Origin of the sequence: Pseudomonas sp. PA-7-1E (assembly GCF_021605325.1) — a bacterium.
Taxonomy (GTDB): domain Bacteria; phylum Pseudomonadota; class Gammaproteobacteria; order Pseudomonadales; family Pseudomonadaceae; genus Aquipseudomonas; species Aquipseudomonas fluorescens_BV.
On the sequence record NZ_WKFA01000011.1, the window covers coordinates 1 to 15,871 of the forward strand.

General features: G+C 59.9%; 15 protein-coding genes. 8 read left to right on the forward strand and 7 right to left on the reverse strand.

Going from position 1 to position 15,871, the window contains the following annotated elements:
• Nucleotides 1–36: 36 nt before the first annotated feature.
• The gene (locus GIW79_RS09660) at nucleotides 37–546 is read right to left on the reverse strand and encodes an NADPH-dependent FMN reductase (RefSeq protein WP_329605952.1); all 510 of its coding nucleotides are present in this window, start codon (nucleotides 544–546) and stop codon (nucleotides 37–39) included.
• Between the two features lie 227 nt (nucleotides 547–773).
• On the opposite strand from GIW79_RS09660, the gene GIW79_RS09665 reads away from it, so the two are divergent.
• Nucleotides 774–1,010 (forward strand): hypothetical protein, encoded by a 237-nt coding sequence (locus GIW79_RS09665; protein WP_032874044.1) that lies wholly within the window; start codon nucleotides 774–776, stop codon nucleotides 1,008–1,010.
• Nucleotides 1,011–1,059: 49 nt separating this feature from the next.
• Here GIW79_RS09665 and GIW79_RS09670 read toward each other — a convergent pair whose 3' ends face one another.
• Nucleotides 1,060–1,398 (reverse strand): hypothetical protein, encoded by a 339-nt coding sequence (locus GIW79_RS09670; protein WP_236454621.1) that lies wholly within the window; start codon nucleotides 1,396–1,398, stop codon nucleotides 1,060–1,062.
• 183 nt (nucleotides 1,399–1,581) lie between these two features.
• On the opposite strand from GIW79_RS09670, the gene GIW79_RS09675 reads away from it, so the two are divergent.
• Entirely contained in the window at nucleotides 1,582–2,490 is a 909-nt protein-coding gene (locus tag GIW79_RS09675) for a LysR substrate-binding domain-containing protein (protein ID WP_054897501.1), read from the forward strand.
• Nucleotides 2,491–2,589: 99 nt separating this feature from the next.
• Here the strand turns inward: GIW79_RS09675 and GIW79_RS09680 are convergent, their stop codons facing one another.
• The 3 genes from GIW79_RS09680 to dnaQ all read right to left on the reverse strand — a co-directional run bounded on the left by GIW79_RS09680 (nucleotide 2,590) and on the right by dnaQ (nucleotide 6,710).
• Complete coding sequence (locus GIW79_RS09680; protein WP_019820276.1) at nucleotides 2,590–3,159, reverse strand: GNAT family N-acetyltransferase; 570 nt, start codon at nucleotides 3,157–3,159, stop codon at nucleotides 2,590–2,592.
• Nucleotides 3,160–3,179: 20 nt separating this feature from the next.
• Nucleotides 3,180–5,435 (reverse strand): Orn/Lys/Arg decarboxylase N-terminal domain-containing protein, encoded by a 2,256-nt coding sequence (locus tag GIW79_RS09685; protein ID WP_054920838.1) that lies wholly within the window; start codon nucleotides 5,433–5,435, stop codon nucleotides 3,180–3,182.
• Between the two features lie 534 nt (nucleotides 5,436–5,969).
• On the reverse strand, nucleotides 5,970–6,710 hold the full coding sequence (gene dnaQ, locus GIW79_RS09690; protein ID WP_164692278.1) for a DNA polymerase III subunit epsilon: 741 nt from the start codon (nucleotides 6,708–6,710) through the stop codon (nucleotides 5,970–5,972).
• A gap of 202 nt (nucleotides 6,711–6,912) precedes the next feature.
• On the opposite strand from dnaQ, the gene GIW79_RS09695 reads away from it, so the two are divergent.
• Complete coding sequence (locus GIW79_RS09695; RefSeq protein ID WP_236454618.1) at nucleotides 6,913–7,218, forward strand: DUF2388 domain-containing protein; 306 nt, start codon at nucleotides 6,913–6,915, stop codon at nucleotides 7,216–7,218.
• Between the two features lie 135 nt (nucleotides 7,219–7,353).
• Here GIW79_RS09695 and rnhA read toward each other — a convergent pair whose 3' ends face one another.
• Complete coding sequence (rnhA, locus tag GIW79_RS09700) at nucleotides 7,354–7,806, reverse strand: ribonuclease HI (RefSeq protein ID WP_003173571.1); 453 nt, start codon at nucleotides 7,804–7,806, stop codon at nucleotides 7,354–7,356.
• Between the two features lie 31 nt (nucleotides 7,807–7,837).
• Complete coding sequence (locus tag GIW79_RS09705) at nucleotides 7,838–8,596, reverse strand: class I SAM-dependent methyltransferase (protein WP_034126074.1); 759 nt, start codon at nucleotides 8,594–8,596, stop codon at nucleotides 7,838–7,840.
• Between the two features lie 65 nt (nucleotides 8,597–8,661).
• Here GIW79_RS09705 and gloB point away from each other — a divergent pair, with 65 nt between their 5' ends.
• The 5 genes from gloB to GIW79_RS09730 all read left to right on the forward strand — a co-directional run bounded on the left by gloB (nucleotide 8,662) and on the right by GIW79_RS09730 (nucleotide 15,871).
• Complete coding sequence (gene gloB, locus GIW79_RS09710) at nucleotides 8,662–9,429, forward strand: hydroxyacylglutathione hydrolase (RefSeq protein WP_236454615.1); 768 nt, start codon at nucleotides 8,662–8,664, stop codon at nucleotides 9,427–9,429.
• Between the two features lie 98 nt (nucleotides 9,430–9,527).
• The gene (locus tag GIW79_RS09715) at nucleotides 9,528–10,928 is read left to right on the forward strand and encodes a transglycosylase SLT domain-containing protein (RefSeq protein WP_003190692.1); all 1,401 of its coding nucleotides are present in this window, start codon (nucleotides 9,528–9,530) and stop codon (nucleotides 10,926–10,928) included.
• A gap of 210 nt (nucleotides 10,929–11,138) precedes the next feature.
• Nucleotides 11,139–12,968, forward strand: a complete 1,830-nt coding sequence (locus tag GIW79_RS09720) for an extracellular solute-binding protein (RefSeq protein ID WP_236454612.1) — start codon at nucleotides 11,139–11,141, stop codon at nucleotides 12,966–12,968.
• Nucleotides 12,965–14,797 (forward strand): extracellular solute-binding protein, encoded by a 1,833-nt coding sequence (locus GIW79_RS09725; RefSeq protein ID WP_236454610.1) that lies wholly within the window; start codon nucleotides 12,965–12,967, stop codon nucleotides 14,795–14,797. Before GIW79_RS09720 ends, GIW79_RS09725 begins: the two co-directional genes overlap by 4 nt.
• On the forward strand, nucleotides 14,798–15,871 hold the full coding sequence (locus tag GIW79_RS09730; protein WP_034126078.1) for a microcin C ABC transporter permease YejB: 1,074 nt from the start codon (nucleotides 14,798–14,800) through the stop codon (nucleotides 15,869–15,871).

The following is a 15,871-nucleotide window of genomic DNA, read 5'->3' on the forward strand; positions in this document are numbered from 1 at the left end:
CCCACACCACCCCCTCCCACGCTCGCGCCGCAGGCCTCAGGTGGTAATAAGGCCCAGGCCCGACACCTTCCCCGCCTCATCGAACACACTGCCTGCCCCGCCCAGATAGGCTTCCGGCTGTTGCATGCACCACACATCCAGGAACACCAGGGACTGGCGCAAATGGTGGTTGGCGCCAAAGCCGCCAATGGCACCCGGCGACACGCTGATGATCGCCCCCGGCTTGCCACTCCAGGCGCTCTGCCCGTATGGGCGCGAGCCCACGTCAATGGCATTTTTCAAGGCCGCCGGCACGGAGCGGTTGTATTCGGGGGTGACGAACAGCACCGCGTCGGATGAACTCACTTGTTTGCGGAAAGTACTGTAGGCTGCGGGCGGAGTTGCACCGTCGATGTCCTCGTTGTAGAGCGGCAAGTCGCCGATTTCAACAATGTTCAACTTGAGATTGGCTGGGGCCAGTTCGGCCAGGGCCAGGGCGACCTTGCGGTTGATCGACTCTTTTCTCAAGCTGCCCACCAGGACGGCAATCGTGTAGACCTTGCTCATTGAGGTTTCCCGACTTCTGAATAAAGGAGCTTGTAGTTATAGAGGCTTCGCGACGCGTTCACCAGAGGGTTGTGCGGATTCCCTCGCCGTTTTCCGTGCAAGCACTTGCGTAGGAAGCGTCTGAAAATATCAGCGAATAGTATTTTTTTCTTATAGGTAAACTACCCCGCTCCCTGACGGTCTACAGAACCGCAAATCGAGTGTTTATCTCCAGAGGTTCTAAACAGATGGCTGCAGTACTTGTTGGACAGTTTCATGCCAGAGACGCGGAAGGCCGCGTTTATTCGGTGCATGAGTTTCAGGAATCCAACCCGGCGCAAGGCGACCTGGCCGGATCGACGCCCACCACGACCTACAAGCTGGCCATTGGCGACCGTGTAGAAAAGCTGGAAGGTGATGAATTCAAACTGATCCAGTCGGGCACCATTCTCGTGCGCGAGTCCGAAACCACTCTGGCATCGTAAGCGCTTGCCTTGTTCACCTGCTCAGTCCTGGCGGCTGGGCTGGGGACGTTCATGGGCGGCGGATCTGCGTCACCTCTATGCCCTGCTCGTCTTGCTTGAGCGTCACCAGCACCTGGCCGTGCTCCCCTTGCACGGTAAACATCGAACGCTTGTAACCTGCCGCATTGTACGCGGGGTAAGCCTCCACCTCCCTGACCAGGGTGATCCCCACGACTGCGCCCACCTGCTCGCCCACCTGTTGCTGGGAGCGAATAAAGACTTCCAGTGCAAGATTGTCCGGCGTCGGTTCATCCTGATGATTGAAGAAGTAAGCCGCCAGGCCTCCCACGGTCACCAGGACCACGAGTTGCTTGGCCGTTACCCCGAAGAAAGTCGAGGGTAGAGGCATATGAGACCAGACCTGTTTTTTATTTTAAGTACCGGGAAACCGGCAGGGGTCGTTGCTGATCGGACCCGCCATTCTAATGGGGTCCTGGCTGAGCGCCATAGGCCGGGACGACCCCGGCAGTCTTTTTTGCGCACGAAGGCCTGCGCCATTGAATCCCCTGCGCACTGCACATAGACTCCGGCCATGCGTTTACGTCATATCGAAGTGATTCAGGCCATCTTGCAGACCGGCCACCTCGGCACCGCCGCCGAGTGGTTGCAACTCCCCGTGGGCGAAGTAGACGCCACTCTCAAGGACGCTGAGCAGCAATTGGGCTTCATGCTGTTCGCCAGCGTGCGCGGGCGTTTGCAGGCCACCCGGGAAACCCTGGAATTGCAGGCACAAATCACTGCTCTGTATGAAGCCCTGGAGCCGTTGCAACGCCTTGCCAGCCGCTTGAAACACCATCATGCGCCGCCCCTGCGCGCGCTGTGCACGCCGCCGTTGGCCAACCAACTGTTGCCCCAGAGCATTGCTGCACTGCGTCGACGCTTCCAGGACATGCCGTGCAACCTGTCGAGCCAGCCAGTTGGCGAGATCATCAACAGCCTGCTGTTGCATGAAGCCGATGTGGGCCTGAGCCTGCATGACCCAGAACATCCACAGATCCAGAGCACGGTGCTGGCCCAAGGCAAATTGCAGTTGCTGGCCCCCCATGGCTGGCTCAAGCCCAAGCAAAAATACATTGCGCTGCAGGAGTTGGCCGGCCAGTCCCTGATCGGCCTTGAAGGCCATGACCCGCTCAGCCGCTTGCTGGATGCCAAGCTGCACGCCCTGCGGCCGCTGCCCGTGGTGCAGACGCGGGTGCAAACCTACCCGATGATGCGCGGCTTGGTGGAGGCCGGAGAAGGCCTGGCGATTGTCGACCCGTTCACTGCCTTGGGTGCACGAGAGTCCGGGCTTGATGCGTGCCCGGTGTCACCACCGATAGTGGTCAGCCTGTATGCGTTGACCTTGAAAGACGCTGCGCCCTCCCCGGCATTGAATGCGCTGCTGGAAATCGTCATCCAGAAAGCCGAAAGCCTGCTTGGCAACGACACCAAGTCCCCGTAGGAGCGGGTTTGCTCGCGAAGAACGTGAACGATCACACGCTCATCCTTATGCAACGCGGCGCCTTGGCGTTTTTCGCGAGCAAGCTCGCGCCTACAGGGGTCAGACAGCCTCCACTTGCGCCTTGAACAACCGATACCAGAAAATCGCGACCTCGCGGGTTTGCGGGTCAATCCCGCGATAACGCAGTTGATCGATGCCGCCCATTACATAGCCACAACGCTCATACAGGCGACAGGCGCCGAGGTTGTTGTTCTGGGTCTCAAGCATCATGCCCGGCAGGTTCTTCTTGCGGGCCCAGAACTGCGCCACGTCCAACAACGACTTGGCCACGCCATGTCGGCGCGCCGGTAACGCCACGGCCAACTCGTCAACATGGGCGAAACCGTTCCAGTTGGTGCTGACCACGATATGCCCCACTGCGCGGTCATCCAGGTACGCCATGAAGATCGAGCTGTCGGCGGCATCACGAAAACTGGCGAATTCTTCCGGGTCGATGCCATAGCACTTGCGGTACGGCAGCACTTTTTCCACCGGCCATTGTTCGACGCGCTGGCCCATTTGCGGCACCCCATAGGCACTGACTTCAAAGCTGAAATCATTGCCCCACACATAGGCGTCAAAACCTTCGTCGGCGACTCGCACACTGAGCCCTGGATACTTCGGGTTCATTACAGCTTGCATAGACTTCCTTAACCCTTGATGCAGTCGACGGTATAACGACGGCCACTGCCGTCATCTTCGTGTTGCAGCCCATGCACATCCGCGACAAAACCGGGGAAACTGCTATCGAACGTGCGGGCAAATGCCAGGTAATCGATGATTGAACGTGTTGACTCGGTGAAGCGTTCGCCGGGCATGATCAGTGGTATGCCCGGCGGGTAAGGCACCAGCATTACAGCGGCGATGCGTCCTGCCAAGGCATCGATGCAGACCGCCTCCACCTCGCCCCTGACCAACTGGTCGTAGGCATCGGCGGGTTTCATCGCGATTTGCGGCAATACCGTATACATACGCTTGAGGTGCCTGGCCGTGGCATTGCTACGGTAACAGCTGTGCAACTGGTCGCAAAGGTCGCGCAGCCCCAGGCCCTGATAACGTGCCGGGCCTTGGGCATACACCGACGGCAAGCAAGTGGCCAGGCTGACATTGGCATCGTAGCTACGCTTGAACTCCAGCAGCTCGGTGAGCAAGGTGCTCCATTTACCTTTGGTAATGCCCATGGAAAACAGCACGAGAAACGAATACAGCCCAGTCTTCTCCACCACCAGCCCGCGCTCCCAGAGGAACTTGCTGACCACTGCAGCGGGAATCCCACACTCGCTCAATGCCCCACCGGCGTTGAGGCCAGGCATCACCAGTGTGACTTTGATCGGGTCCAGCAGCACGTAGTCTTCAACAACGTCGCCAAAGCCATGCCACTCATCCCCAGGGTGCAATAGCCAATCCGCAGTGGCGACCCGGTCGATACCCGCGACCGAGGGTGGCTGCCAGATGGAAAACCACCAGTCTTCCGCCGCGATATGCTGGCGCAAGTTGGCCAGGGCGCGACGAAAACTCAAGGCCTCGTCGAACATTTCCTGAAGCAGCGAGCGCCCGGCCGGGCCTTCCATCATTGCCGAGGCCACATCCAGCGACGCGATGATGCTGTATTGCGGCGAGGTGGAGATATGCATCATGAAGGCTTCATTGAAGCGGTCACGGTCCAGTTGCCGTGCGCCGCCGTCCTGTACGTGGATCATCGACGCCTGGCTGAATGCCGCCAGCAACTTATGCGTACTGTGGGTGGTGAACACCAAGGGGCTGTCCGGCGTGCGCGAGGTACCCATGCCATAACGCCCGGCGAAGAACTCGTGAAAGGCGGCGTAGGCATACCAGGCCTCATCAAAATGCAGCACCTCGACACTGTTGCCCAGTTGCTGCTTGATCAGTTCGGCGTTGTAACACAGGCCGTCATAGGTGGAGTTGGTCACCACCGCCAATTTCACTTTCGGTGGTCGCCCACGGGTCAAGGGGCTGGCGTCGATCTTGGCGCGGATCGACTCAGGGCTGAATTCGCCCAGGGGGATCGGGCCGATGATCCCCAGCTCGTTGCGCTCCGGGCACAGGTACAGCGGGATCGCGCCGGTCATGATGATCGAATGCAACACCGACTTGTGGCAATTGCGGTCTACCAGCACCAGGTCATCGCGCCCCACCATGGAATGCCAGACGATCTTGTTGGCGGTGGACGTGCCGTTGATCACGAAGAACGTATGGTCGGCGCCAAAGTTGCGCGCGGCGCGTGCCTCGGCTTCGGCCAAAGGCCCGGTGTGATCGAGCAGCGAGCCCAGTTCGGGCACCGACACCGACAAGTCAGAGCGCAGGGTGTTTTCCCCGAAGAACTGATGAAACGCCTGCCCCACCGGGCTTTTGCGATAGGCCACGCCACCGCCATGACCGGGGGTGTGCCAGGAATAATTGGAATCGGCGGTGTGTTGCACCAACGCCTTGAAGAACGGCGGCAACAGGCCATCCAGGTACGTGCGTGCGGCGCGGGCGACCTGGCGCGCCAGAAACGGCACGGTGTCTTCGAACAGATAAAGAATGCCGCGCAGCTGGTTGAGCTCGCTCATGGCATCGGCGGGCGCGTTTTCCAGGGTGACTTGCTCGCCCAGCGCAAAGATCGGCAGGTTGGGTGCGCGCAGGCGCGCCAAGCGAATCAACTCCACCATGTTCTGCAACAGATGAGTGTTTTCCCCGGCGCCTTCGGCGGCAATCAGCATGCAGGCCAGACCGTGATGGGTAGCGGCCACCAGCCGCCCCTCGGCGTAGTCCACCGCAGAAAAAATACTGAAGCCCTCTTGTTCCAACTCCCTGGCGATGCCTCGAACCCGGTCACCGGCAACGGTGTCGGCCTTGATGTCACGGTGCACGATCAGAACAGGGAACTTCAGGTCTTTGTACATGAGCACTCTTACTCCGGAGGCTTTGCACAAGGGTAGAAGCTGGAAGCAAAAGTGGCGAATGAAGATTTCACAGGTGGTCGAGAGGTACCTGCATAACCGTCGGTACGGCGTTGAACCTGTGGCGAGGGAGCTTGCTCCCGTGACGGCCTGCCAGCTGGGCCATACCTACCTGACACCCCGCGATCAAACTGTGGGTGGGCTGGGCCGGCACTCCGGTTTTTCCAAAGTGACCCGCTGTCAGAGCGGAACGCTAAGTGGCCGTTACCGCAGGAATGGAGATGTACCCAATCCAACCGTGTTGACTGTCAGGCCGCATTCGCGAGCAAGCACGCTCCCACAGTTTGATCGCGGGGCGTCAGGTCGATAGGCGTTGGCTGGCAGGCCGCTATCGCAGGCAAGCCAGCTCCCACAGTTTGATCGCGCAGCGTCAGGTAGATAGGTGTTGGCTGGCAGGCCGTCACGGGAGCAAGCTCCCTCGCCACAGATGCAACTGTGTAAGTACCCATGGCTGCAAGCCTGCTCCTACATGAGCGGTTATTGCTGAGTGAGTTGAGTCCACAACGCCGGCGCACCGGCTGCCTTGGCAATCGCCTCCAGCCTTGCCGCATGCTCGGCCAGGTCCTGCTCGCTGGCACGGATGATCGGCGTCGGCTTGCGATCAGCTGGCAAGCGGCGGATTTCCGAAGGGCGGTTGCCCGACCCTTCCGCCGAACCGCTGCCATCGGATGCATTACCGGCCAGGGACAGGCTGGTCTGCCCGCCGGTCATGGTCAGGTAAACGTCGGCCAGGATCTCGGAGTCAAGCAAGGCGCCGTGGAGTTCACGGCCGGAGTTGTCGACGCCATAGCGCTTGCACAAGGCATCGAGGCTGTTGCGCTGGCCCGGGTGACGCTCGCGGGCCATCATCAAGGTATCGAGGATCGTACAGTGCTGGGAGATGTCCGCACGGTCAGTCTGCCCCATCAGGGCAAATTCGTTGTTGATGAAGCCGATGTCGAACGCCGCGTTATGGATGATCAACTGGGCGCCATTGATGAATTCGAAGAACTCATCGGCCACTTCGGCGAAGCGCGGCTTGCCCTTGAGGAATTCGTCAGTGATGCCGTGGACGCCAATCGCGCCCTCGTCACTGTCGCGGTCCGGTTGCAGGTAGACGTGGAAGTGGCGGCCGGTCAGGCGGCGCCCCATCAGTTCGACACAGCCGATTTCGATGATCCGGTGACCATCGGTCACCGGCATGCCGGTGGTTTCGGTATCGAGTACAACAGATCGGATGGCCATCAGGGTTCAGCTCTCAACGGTTCGGTACAGTTCAAGGGGCGGGATATTAGCACGCTCTGTAAACGAAGCGCCCATGGCACCCAACCCCCGGTGGACACCCAACAGTTATTTACAAGGTTTCGCAAACTTGCTGCGGTTTTCTACGTCCCTCGTCGCTAACCTGCGCGCCTCCTCCAGATACGGAATTCACTGACTCATGTTCAACCTGAACTGGCTGTTCATCCCCTGCCTGTTCAGCGCTGCCGGTGCGCAAGCCACCAGTTTCGTGATGACCACTGACGCCTTGGTGAGCCTGTCGATGAGTGCCACGGGCGGCACCAGCAGCAGCTTCAAGGACGACAAGATTGTGCTGGCGGCCAAGGCCGATGCCGCATCGTTTGTCGCAAGCGAAGGTGCAATACGCGGTGTCCAGTTGGAGTCAGCCTTGCGGCATATTCGCCAGACAAGAGTGGACCTGCGATGCACGGACGAACAACTCGCCCGTGCAATCCTGGCTCTGTAAGCGACAACACTCACGGCATCTTTGTGATCAGGCCAAAGTATGCCTGCCTGAAGCTCAATGCCGTGCTGGTAGATTCGCCACACGCAATGGCGGCGGTGAAGCAGCGGCTCGAACGGCCGCCGCGGTGTCGCTGATTCAGCTCTGCTTGTAGCCGCGCACTTCATCCACGCCACGGTTGGCCAACTGGTCGGCGCGCTCGTTGCCAGGATGGCCGATGTGCCCGCGTACCCATTTCCAGGTGATGTCGTGACGATTGCACTGTTCATCGAGCAATTGCCACAGGTCGGCGTTCTTGACCGGCTCCTTGGCCGCCGTTTTCCAGCCGCGTTTTTTCCAGTTGACCATCCACTCGTTGATGCCCTTCATCACATATTGCGAGTCGGTCACCAGCAGTACGTTGCAACGCCGCTTGAGTTCTTCGAGGCCGCGAATGGCGCCCATCAATTCCATACGGTTATTGGTGGTATTGGCTTCGCCGCCCCACAGTTCCTTCTCCACGCCCTTGCACACCAGCAAGGCGCCCCAGCCGCCTGGGCCCGGGTTGCCTTTGCAGGCGCCATCGGTGAAGAGTTCTACGCTATCGGTCATCGGTTATTCGGCCTGAAATCAAAAAGAGGTTTTACGGTTCGCCTTGTTCGCGGTTGACCTTGGCCAACGGCATCGGCACGAGCTTGCCGATCGGCTCGCGGCGCACTTGCTGCAACGGTCGCAGACCGACCACGATCTTGCGTGCGACCAATAAATAGAAGCCGCCACCCGACAGCTGCCAGGCTCCTGCCCGGCGTTCCCAACCGGCCAGACGGCCCTGCCACTTGGCAGTCGCAAGCGGCGGACGATAGCACCCGAAGCGGCGTTTCTCCAGCGCGAAGCCCAGCAGGTTGAGCCAGTCGCCCACACGCGATGGCGCGATGCAACGCGCCTGGCGCAGTCCGTCATGGGCGAACACACGGCGCAGGCCCCAACTGCTCCAGGGGTTGATGCCGACAATCAGCAAATGCCCACCAGGGCGCACGCTGCTCGCCGCTTCGCGCAACAAACCGTGGGGTGACAAGCAGAAATCCAGGCCGTGCTGCAACACCACCACATCGGCGGCGTGTTCGCTCAAGGGCCAGGCCTGTTCCTCGCAGACGATCTCCACGCCCGGCAACGGTGCACCCAGGCGCACATTGCGTTGCACCTGCGGCGCCGATGGAGGCGTGTCGGCCGACGGTCCGTAATGCACCAAGTAGCCACCAAAGAACCGGCCCAGCTCGTCTTCGAGCATGCGCCGCTCTTCTTCCAGCAAAAACTGCCCAATCGGCCCGGACAACCATTCGCGGGCCGCGCTGATCAGGGCCAGCCACTCAGGATCGGCCTGGGCGAACGCTTTATCAGTCATTGCATTCTCCAACTCGCCTAGACGTTCTAAGATGCACCAATGTGTTCAGCTTGGCGAATCGAAGAATGATACAGATCAGTGCCCTACCCGCCTTTACCGACAACTACATCTGGTTGTTACAAGACCCTACGACCCAGCGCTGCGCCGTGGTCGACCCCGGCTATGCCACGCCAGTGCTGGCCTGGCTCAAGCAGAATGCCGAGTGGCGCCTCAGCGACATACTGGTTACCCATCATCACCATGATCATGTAGGCGGTGTCGAGCAACTGAAAAATGCCACCGGCGCCAAGGTTTATGGCCCTGCCAACGAAAAGATCCCGGCGCGGGATGTGGCCTTGCACGATAACGACCATATCCGCGTGCTGGGCTGGGACTTCGACGTGTACGCCGTGCCAGGCCACACCCTCGGCCACATCGCCTTTTATCACCAAGGCGTATTGCTGTGTGGCGATACCTTGTTCGCCGCCGGTTGCGGTCGCCTGTTCGAAGGTACACCCGAACAGATGTACAACTCTCTGGAACGCCTGGCCGCCCTGCCCGCCGATACGCAGGTGTACTGCACCCATGAATACACGCAAAGTAACTTGAAATTTGCCCAAGCCGTGGAACCGCACAATGCCGACATCGCCGAACGTGTGGAAAATGTCGCCCAACTTCGCGCCCGTGGCGAGATGACGCTGCCCTCCAACCTGGCCCTGGAAAAACGTACTAACCCTTTTCTGCGCACCGCTGAAACATCCGTTAAACAAAAAGCGGACGAACGGAACGGCCGCGACAACCGCTCTGGGGCCGAGGTGTTTGCTAGCTTGAGGGCTTGGAAAGATAAGTTCTAACCAGATGCAATCTGATACGTAATTTCTGAATGGTTGACCGGAACCAAAGCGCTTTCTAGAATCGCCCGACATTTTTGCCCGGAACTTACTTCCAGCCAATGTCGTCATCTATTCGTAAATCCATTTCTTCAGACGCATTGACCCGCCTGGCTCAAGCCGTGGCGGTGGCCGTTTCCGCAACTCTGGCGGGCTGCCAATCGACTCATTACGCTGCACAATCCACCGTGCAACCCAAACCGAATCTTGCTGCCAAGATCAAGCAAAAACCTATTTGGCTATCAGAGAAGCCCAGCCCCGAAGTACCCCAGGACGTCTGGGAACGCATGCGTCGGGGCTTTCAATTGCAGGACGGTGTCGGCGTCAACCCGCGCATCGAGCAACAGCGCCTGTGGTTCGCCAGCAACCCCTCCTTTCTGGAGAATGCCGGCGAACGCGGCAGCCTCTACATTCATTACATCGTCGAACGCCTTGAAGAACGCAACATGCCCCTGGAACTGGCGCTGCTGCCAGTGATTGAAAGTGCCTACAACCCGATGGCCTATTCGCGCAGCGATGCGGTGGGCTTGTGGCAGTTCATTCCCTCCACCGGGCGCTACTTCAACCTGCGCCAGACCCGCGCCTACGATGGCCGCCGCGACATCACCGCCTCCACCACCGCCGCCCTGGACTATCTGACGCGTCTGCATGACATGTTCAACGGCGACTGGCTGCTGGCCCTGGCGGCCTATAACGCCGGCGAAGGCACCGTCAGCCGGGCGATCGAGCGCAACGAAAAGCTCGGCCTGCCCACCGACTACTGGAACCTGCCCCTGCCCCAGGAAACCAAGGACTATGTGCCCAAGTTCCTGGCCTTGTCCCAGGTGGTACTGGCGCCCGAAGCCTACGGCGTCAACCTGAACCCGATTGCCAACACGCCGTACTTCGAGGTCGTTGAAGTCAAGCAAAGCATGGACCTGTCACGGGTTGCCGCGCTGGCCGAGATCGACGAAGACGAACTGTTTCAGCTCAACCCGGCCTTGAAACAACGCACCACCCTGGACGGCCCCCAGCATCTGCTGGTGCCGACCTCCAAGGCCCAACTGCTGACCAGCACCCTTTCGACGATGAAGCCGGAAGAATTGCTGAGCATGCGCCCTAAGAAGCCGGTATTCGACGAAGTCGAGACCAAGGCGGTCGCAGGGCGTACCCGTAGCTACAAGGTACGCAGTGGCGACAACCTCACGCTGATCGCCAAGGCCAACAAGGTCGATGTGCATGACCTGCAGCGCTGGAACAAGCTCAACGGCCAGGCCCTCAAGGTCGGCCAGACCTTGGTGATGCAGGACACGCGTAAAGTCGCGGCGAAAAAACCGGTGCAGTACAAGGTCAAGAAAGGTGATTCGCTGTACATGGTGGCCAAGCGCTTCAACGTCGAGATGCAACATCTCAAGCGTTGGAACCCGCGCACCGGCCAGGCATTGAAACCAGGGCAGATGCTGGTGGTTTCCGGGCCGCGCTAAGGCTTCAGGCTTTCTGGGGACCCCATGTGGGAGCTGGCTTGCTCGCGAATAGGGTGGCACATCAACATCTCTGTTGACTGACACACTGCATTCGCGAGCAAGCCCGCTCCCACATGGGCCTACAGCCAATTTCAAGATGCTTTTTCCAACCGGAACAAGCTGTTACTGTACCGATCATAAAGCCCAAGCCGCCTGGATCGGATCTCTGACTTGAAGCGTCCCCTCCTTCTACTAATAAGTCTGGCCTTGAGCTTTGCGGCGAATGCGACGATCACCGAAAGCCACGGTTATGCGCAGTTCGGCACACTCAAGTACCCGGCCAAATTCACCCATTACCATTGGGTAAACCCTGCAGCGCCCAAAGGCGGGACATTGCGGGTGATGGCATTTGGCACCTTCGATACGCTCAACCCCTACACCTTCAAAGGTTCAAGCCCGGTTTCCACCGCCAATTTCCTGCAGTACGGCGTCAACGAACTCAATGAACCTTTAATGGTGGGCACTGGGCAATACGCGCCGTCCGGCGATGAACCCACCTCAAGCTATGGCCTGATTGCCCAATCGGTGGAATACAGCGAAGACCGCAGTTGGGTGGTGTTCAACCTGCGCCCCGAAGCGCACTTTCACGACGGCAAGCCGATCACCGCCGATGACGTGGCGTTCTCCTATCGCACCCTGCTGACCGAAGGCCACCCGCAGTACCGCACCAACCTGCAGGAAGTGGCCCGGGTCGATATCCTCAACCCTCACCGTATCCGCTTTGTGTTCAAGCGCGCCGGCAACCCCTTGCTGATCCTGCGCCTGGGCGAGTTGCCGGTGCTGCCCCAGCACTATTGGAAAAACCGTGACTTCAAGGCCACCACCTTCGAGCCGCCCCTGGGCAGTGGGCCCTACCGCATCACCAAGGTTGCGCCTGGGCGGCAACTGGTGTTTGAACGGGTCAAGGATTACTGGGGCAAAGACCTGCCGGTCAACCAGGGTTTCTATAACTACGACAAGGTCGAAGTGGAGTTCTATCGCGACAGCGACGTGGCCTTTGAAGCCTTCAAGGCCGGTGAATTCGACATTTATATCGAGCATCAGGCCAAGAACTGGGCCACCGGCTACAACTTCCCGGCGGTCAACCGCGGCGATGTGATCAAGGCGCAGATCGCCCATCAGATCCCCACCCAGAGCCAGGGCCTGTTCATGAATACCCGGCGACCGGCGTTCAGCCAGGCCAAAGTGCGTGAAGCCCTGGGGTTGATGTTCGATTTTGAATGGACCAACCGCACGCTGTTCAGCAGCGCCTACAAGCGTTCGGTGAGCTATTACCCCAACAGTGAATTCTCGGCCACCGGCCTGCCCGTGGGCCATGAGTGGTTGATGCTCTCGCCCTACCGCGACCAACTGCCGGCTGCGCTGTTTACCCAACCGTTCAGTCTGCCGAACACCGATGGCCGTGGCATTCCCCGCGAAACCCTGCGCCAGGCCCTGGCCCTGCTCAGCGAGGCCGGCTGGAAACTGTCAGGGCAGCGCCTGCTGGATAAGGACGGGCAACCGCTGCGCCTGGAAATCCTGCTGGTCAACCCGAACCTCGAGCGCATCCTGCAACCCTATGTCGAAAATCTGACCCGCATCGGCATCGACGCCCGCTTGCGTACCGTTGACCGCGCACAGTACAAACAGCGCCTCGATCAATTCGATTTCGACATGATTTTGATGACTCTCAACCAGACCTTGAGCCCCGGCCTTGAGCAGTGGCAGTACTTCCACTCCAGCCAGGCCGCAATCAAAGGCAGCAAGAATTACGCCGGTATCGCCAACCCGGTGGTCGACCACCTGCTGGACCAACTGCTGGCGGCGCAGACCCGCGAAGAACAACTGGCTGCCGGCCGCGCCCTGGACCGGGTGCTGCTGTGGCAGCACTACAGCATTCCCAACTGGTACCTCAACTATCATCGCCTGGCGTACCGCAACCGGTTCGCCTTCGTCACCACGCCGCCCTACAGCCTGGGCCTGAGCGCATGGTGGCTGAAAGCTTCGGAGAAAGCCCAATGATGTCCTTGCGTACTACCCTGCTCGCCAGCCTGTTGCTGTGCACCGCGGCGCACGCCGCGCCTCAGCATGCGCTGACTCTCTACAACGAGCCCCCCAAGTACCCCGCCGACTTCAAGCATTTTGACTATGTAAACCCCGACGCCCCCAAGGGCGGAACCTTCCGCGAATCGGCCATGGGCGGCTTCGACAGCCTCAACCCCTATATCAGCAAGGGCGTACCGGCAGACAACCTGCCACTGATCTACGACACCCTGGCCATGCAAAGCCTGGACGAACCCATCACCGAATACGGCCTGGTGGCCGGCAAGATCGAAAAAGCCCCGGACAACAGCTGGGTGCGCTTCTATCTGCGCCCCGAAGCGCGCTTCCATGACGGCCACCCGATACGCGCCGAAGACGTAGTGTTTACCTTCCAGACCCTGATCAAGGAAGGCAACCCGCTGTACCGCAACTACTACGCCGACGTCGATGAGGTGGTGGCCGAAGACCCGTTGCGCGTGCTGTTCAAGTTCAAGCGCACCAACAACCGCGAGTTGCCGTTGATCCTTGGGCAGTTGCCAGTACTGCCCAAACACTGGTGGGCCAGCCGGGATTTTTCCAAGGGCAACCTGGAAATCCCCTTGGGCAGCGGGCCTTACCAGGTGGCCGAGGTCAAGCCGGGCCGCATGATTCGCTACGAGCGGGTCAAGGATTATTGGGCCAAGGACCTGCCGGTCAATAAGGGCTTCTACAACTTCGATACCCGCATCACCGATTACTACCGCGACAGCACTGCCTCCCTGGAAGCCTTGAAGGCCGGGCAGTTCGACTACTGGCTGGAGTTCAGCGCCAAGAACTGGGCCAATGCCTACAACATTCCAGCGGTGAAAGAAGGCCGATTGATCAAGGAAGAAATTCCCAACGGCAACCCCACCGGCATGCAGGGTTTTGTGTTCAACATGCGCAAGCCGATGTTCCAGGACGTGCGGGTGCGCAAGGCCATCAGCCTTCTGCTGGATTTCGAGTGGAGCAACAAGCAACTGTTCAACGGTGCCTACACCCGTACCCGCAGCTATTTCGAAAACTCGGAAATGGCCGCCACCGGCCTACCCGGTCCGGACGAGCTGGCGATTCTCGAGCCGCTGCGCGACAAGATCCCTGGCGAAGTCTTCACCCAGGCATTCGAACCGTCCCACACCGACGGCAGCGGCATGATCCGCACCCAGCAACGCGAGGCCTACCAACTGCTGCAGGAAGCGGGCTGGAAGATTGTTGACGACAAAATGGTCGACAGCACCGGCAAGCCAGTGACCATAGAGTTTTTGCTGGCCCAGACCGAGTTCGAGCGCATCCTGCTTCCGTTCAAGCGCAACCTGGCAGACCTGGGCATCGACCTGGTGATTCGTCGCGTGGACGTCTCACAGTTCGTCAACCGCCTGCGCTCGCGCGACTTCGACATGCTGGTGGGCAGCTTCCCGCAATCCACCTCGCCGGGTAACGAGCAGCGCGAGTTCTGGAAATCCTCCAGCGCCGACAAGCCCGGCAGCCGCAACTACATGGGCCTCAAGGACCCCGCGGTCGACCAGTTGGTGGAAGAGCTGATCGACGCCGGTTCGCGGCAAAGCCTGATCGCCCACGCCAGGGCGCTGGATCGTGTGCTGCAGTTTGGTTACTACGTGATTCCCAACTGGCACATCAAGACCTTTCGCGTCGCGTACTGGGACCACCTGGGCCACCCCAAGGTCTCGCCACGCTACGACGTCGGCACCGCGACCTGGTGGAGCAAACCCGACGTCACACCTGCCGTCCCCCTGGACACACGCGCCGATGCGGCGAGCGGAGGCGATTAAATGCTGGCCTATATTGTTCGCCGCCTGTTGCTGATCATTCCCACGCTGTTCGGGATCTTGTTGATCAACTTTGTCATCATCCAGGCCGCTCCCGGCGGCCCGGTGGAGCAGATGATCGCCAAGCTCGAAGGCTTCGACGGCGCCACCAGCCGCATTGCTGGCGGCGGCGCCGAAGTCGCGGTGGCCGGTTCCAGCTACCGTGGCGCCCAGGGCCTGGACCCGGCGCTGATCAAGGAAATCGAAAAGATGTACGGCTTCGACAAGTCGGCGCCGGAACGCTTGTGGATCATGGTCAAGAACTACGCCCAGCTGGACTTCGGTGACAGCTTTTTCCGGGACGCCAAGGTCATCGACCTGATCAAGGAAAAGATGCCGGTGTCTATTTCCCTCGGGTTGTGGAGCACCCTGATCATGTACCTGGTGTCCATCCCCCTGGGGATCGCCAAGGCCACGCGCCACGGCAGCCATTTCGATGTGTGGACCAGCTCGGCGATCATCGTCGGCTACGCGATACCGGCGTTCCTGTTTGCGATTCTGCTGATCGTGGTGTTTGCCGGTGGCAGTTATTTCGACTGGTTCCCCTTGCGCGGGCTCACCTCCAACAACTTCGAGGAGTTGAGCTGGGGCGGCAAGATCCTCGATTACTTCTGGCACCTGGCGCTGCCCGTCACCGCCCTGGTGATCGGCAACTTTGCGACCATGACCCTGCTGACCAAGAACAGCTTTCTCGACGAGATCAACAAGCAGTACGTGGTCACCGCCAAGGCCAAGGGCCTGACCAACCGCCGCGTGCTGTATGGCCACGTGTTCCGCAACGCCATGCTGCTGGTGATCGCCGGTTTCCCTTCGGCCTTCATTGGCATCTTCTTTACCGGCTCGTTGCTGGTGGAGGTGATCTTCTCCCTCGACGGCCTGGGCCTGATGAGCTTTGAAGCGGCGATCAACCGTGACTACCCGGTGGTGTTCGGCACGCTGTTTATCTTCACCCTGCTGGGGCTGATCGTGAAACTGATCGGCGACCTCACCTACACCCTGGTCGATCCACGTATCGACTTTGCCAGCCGGGAGCATTGA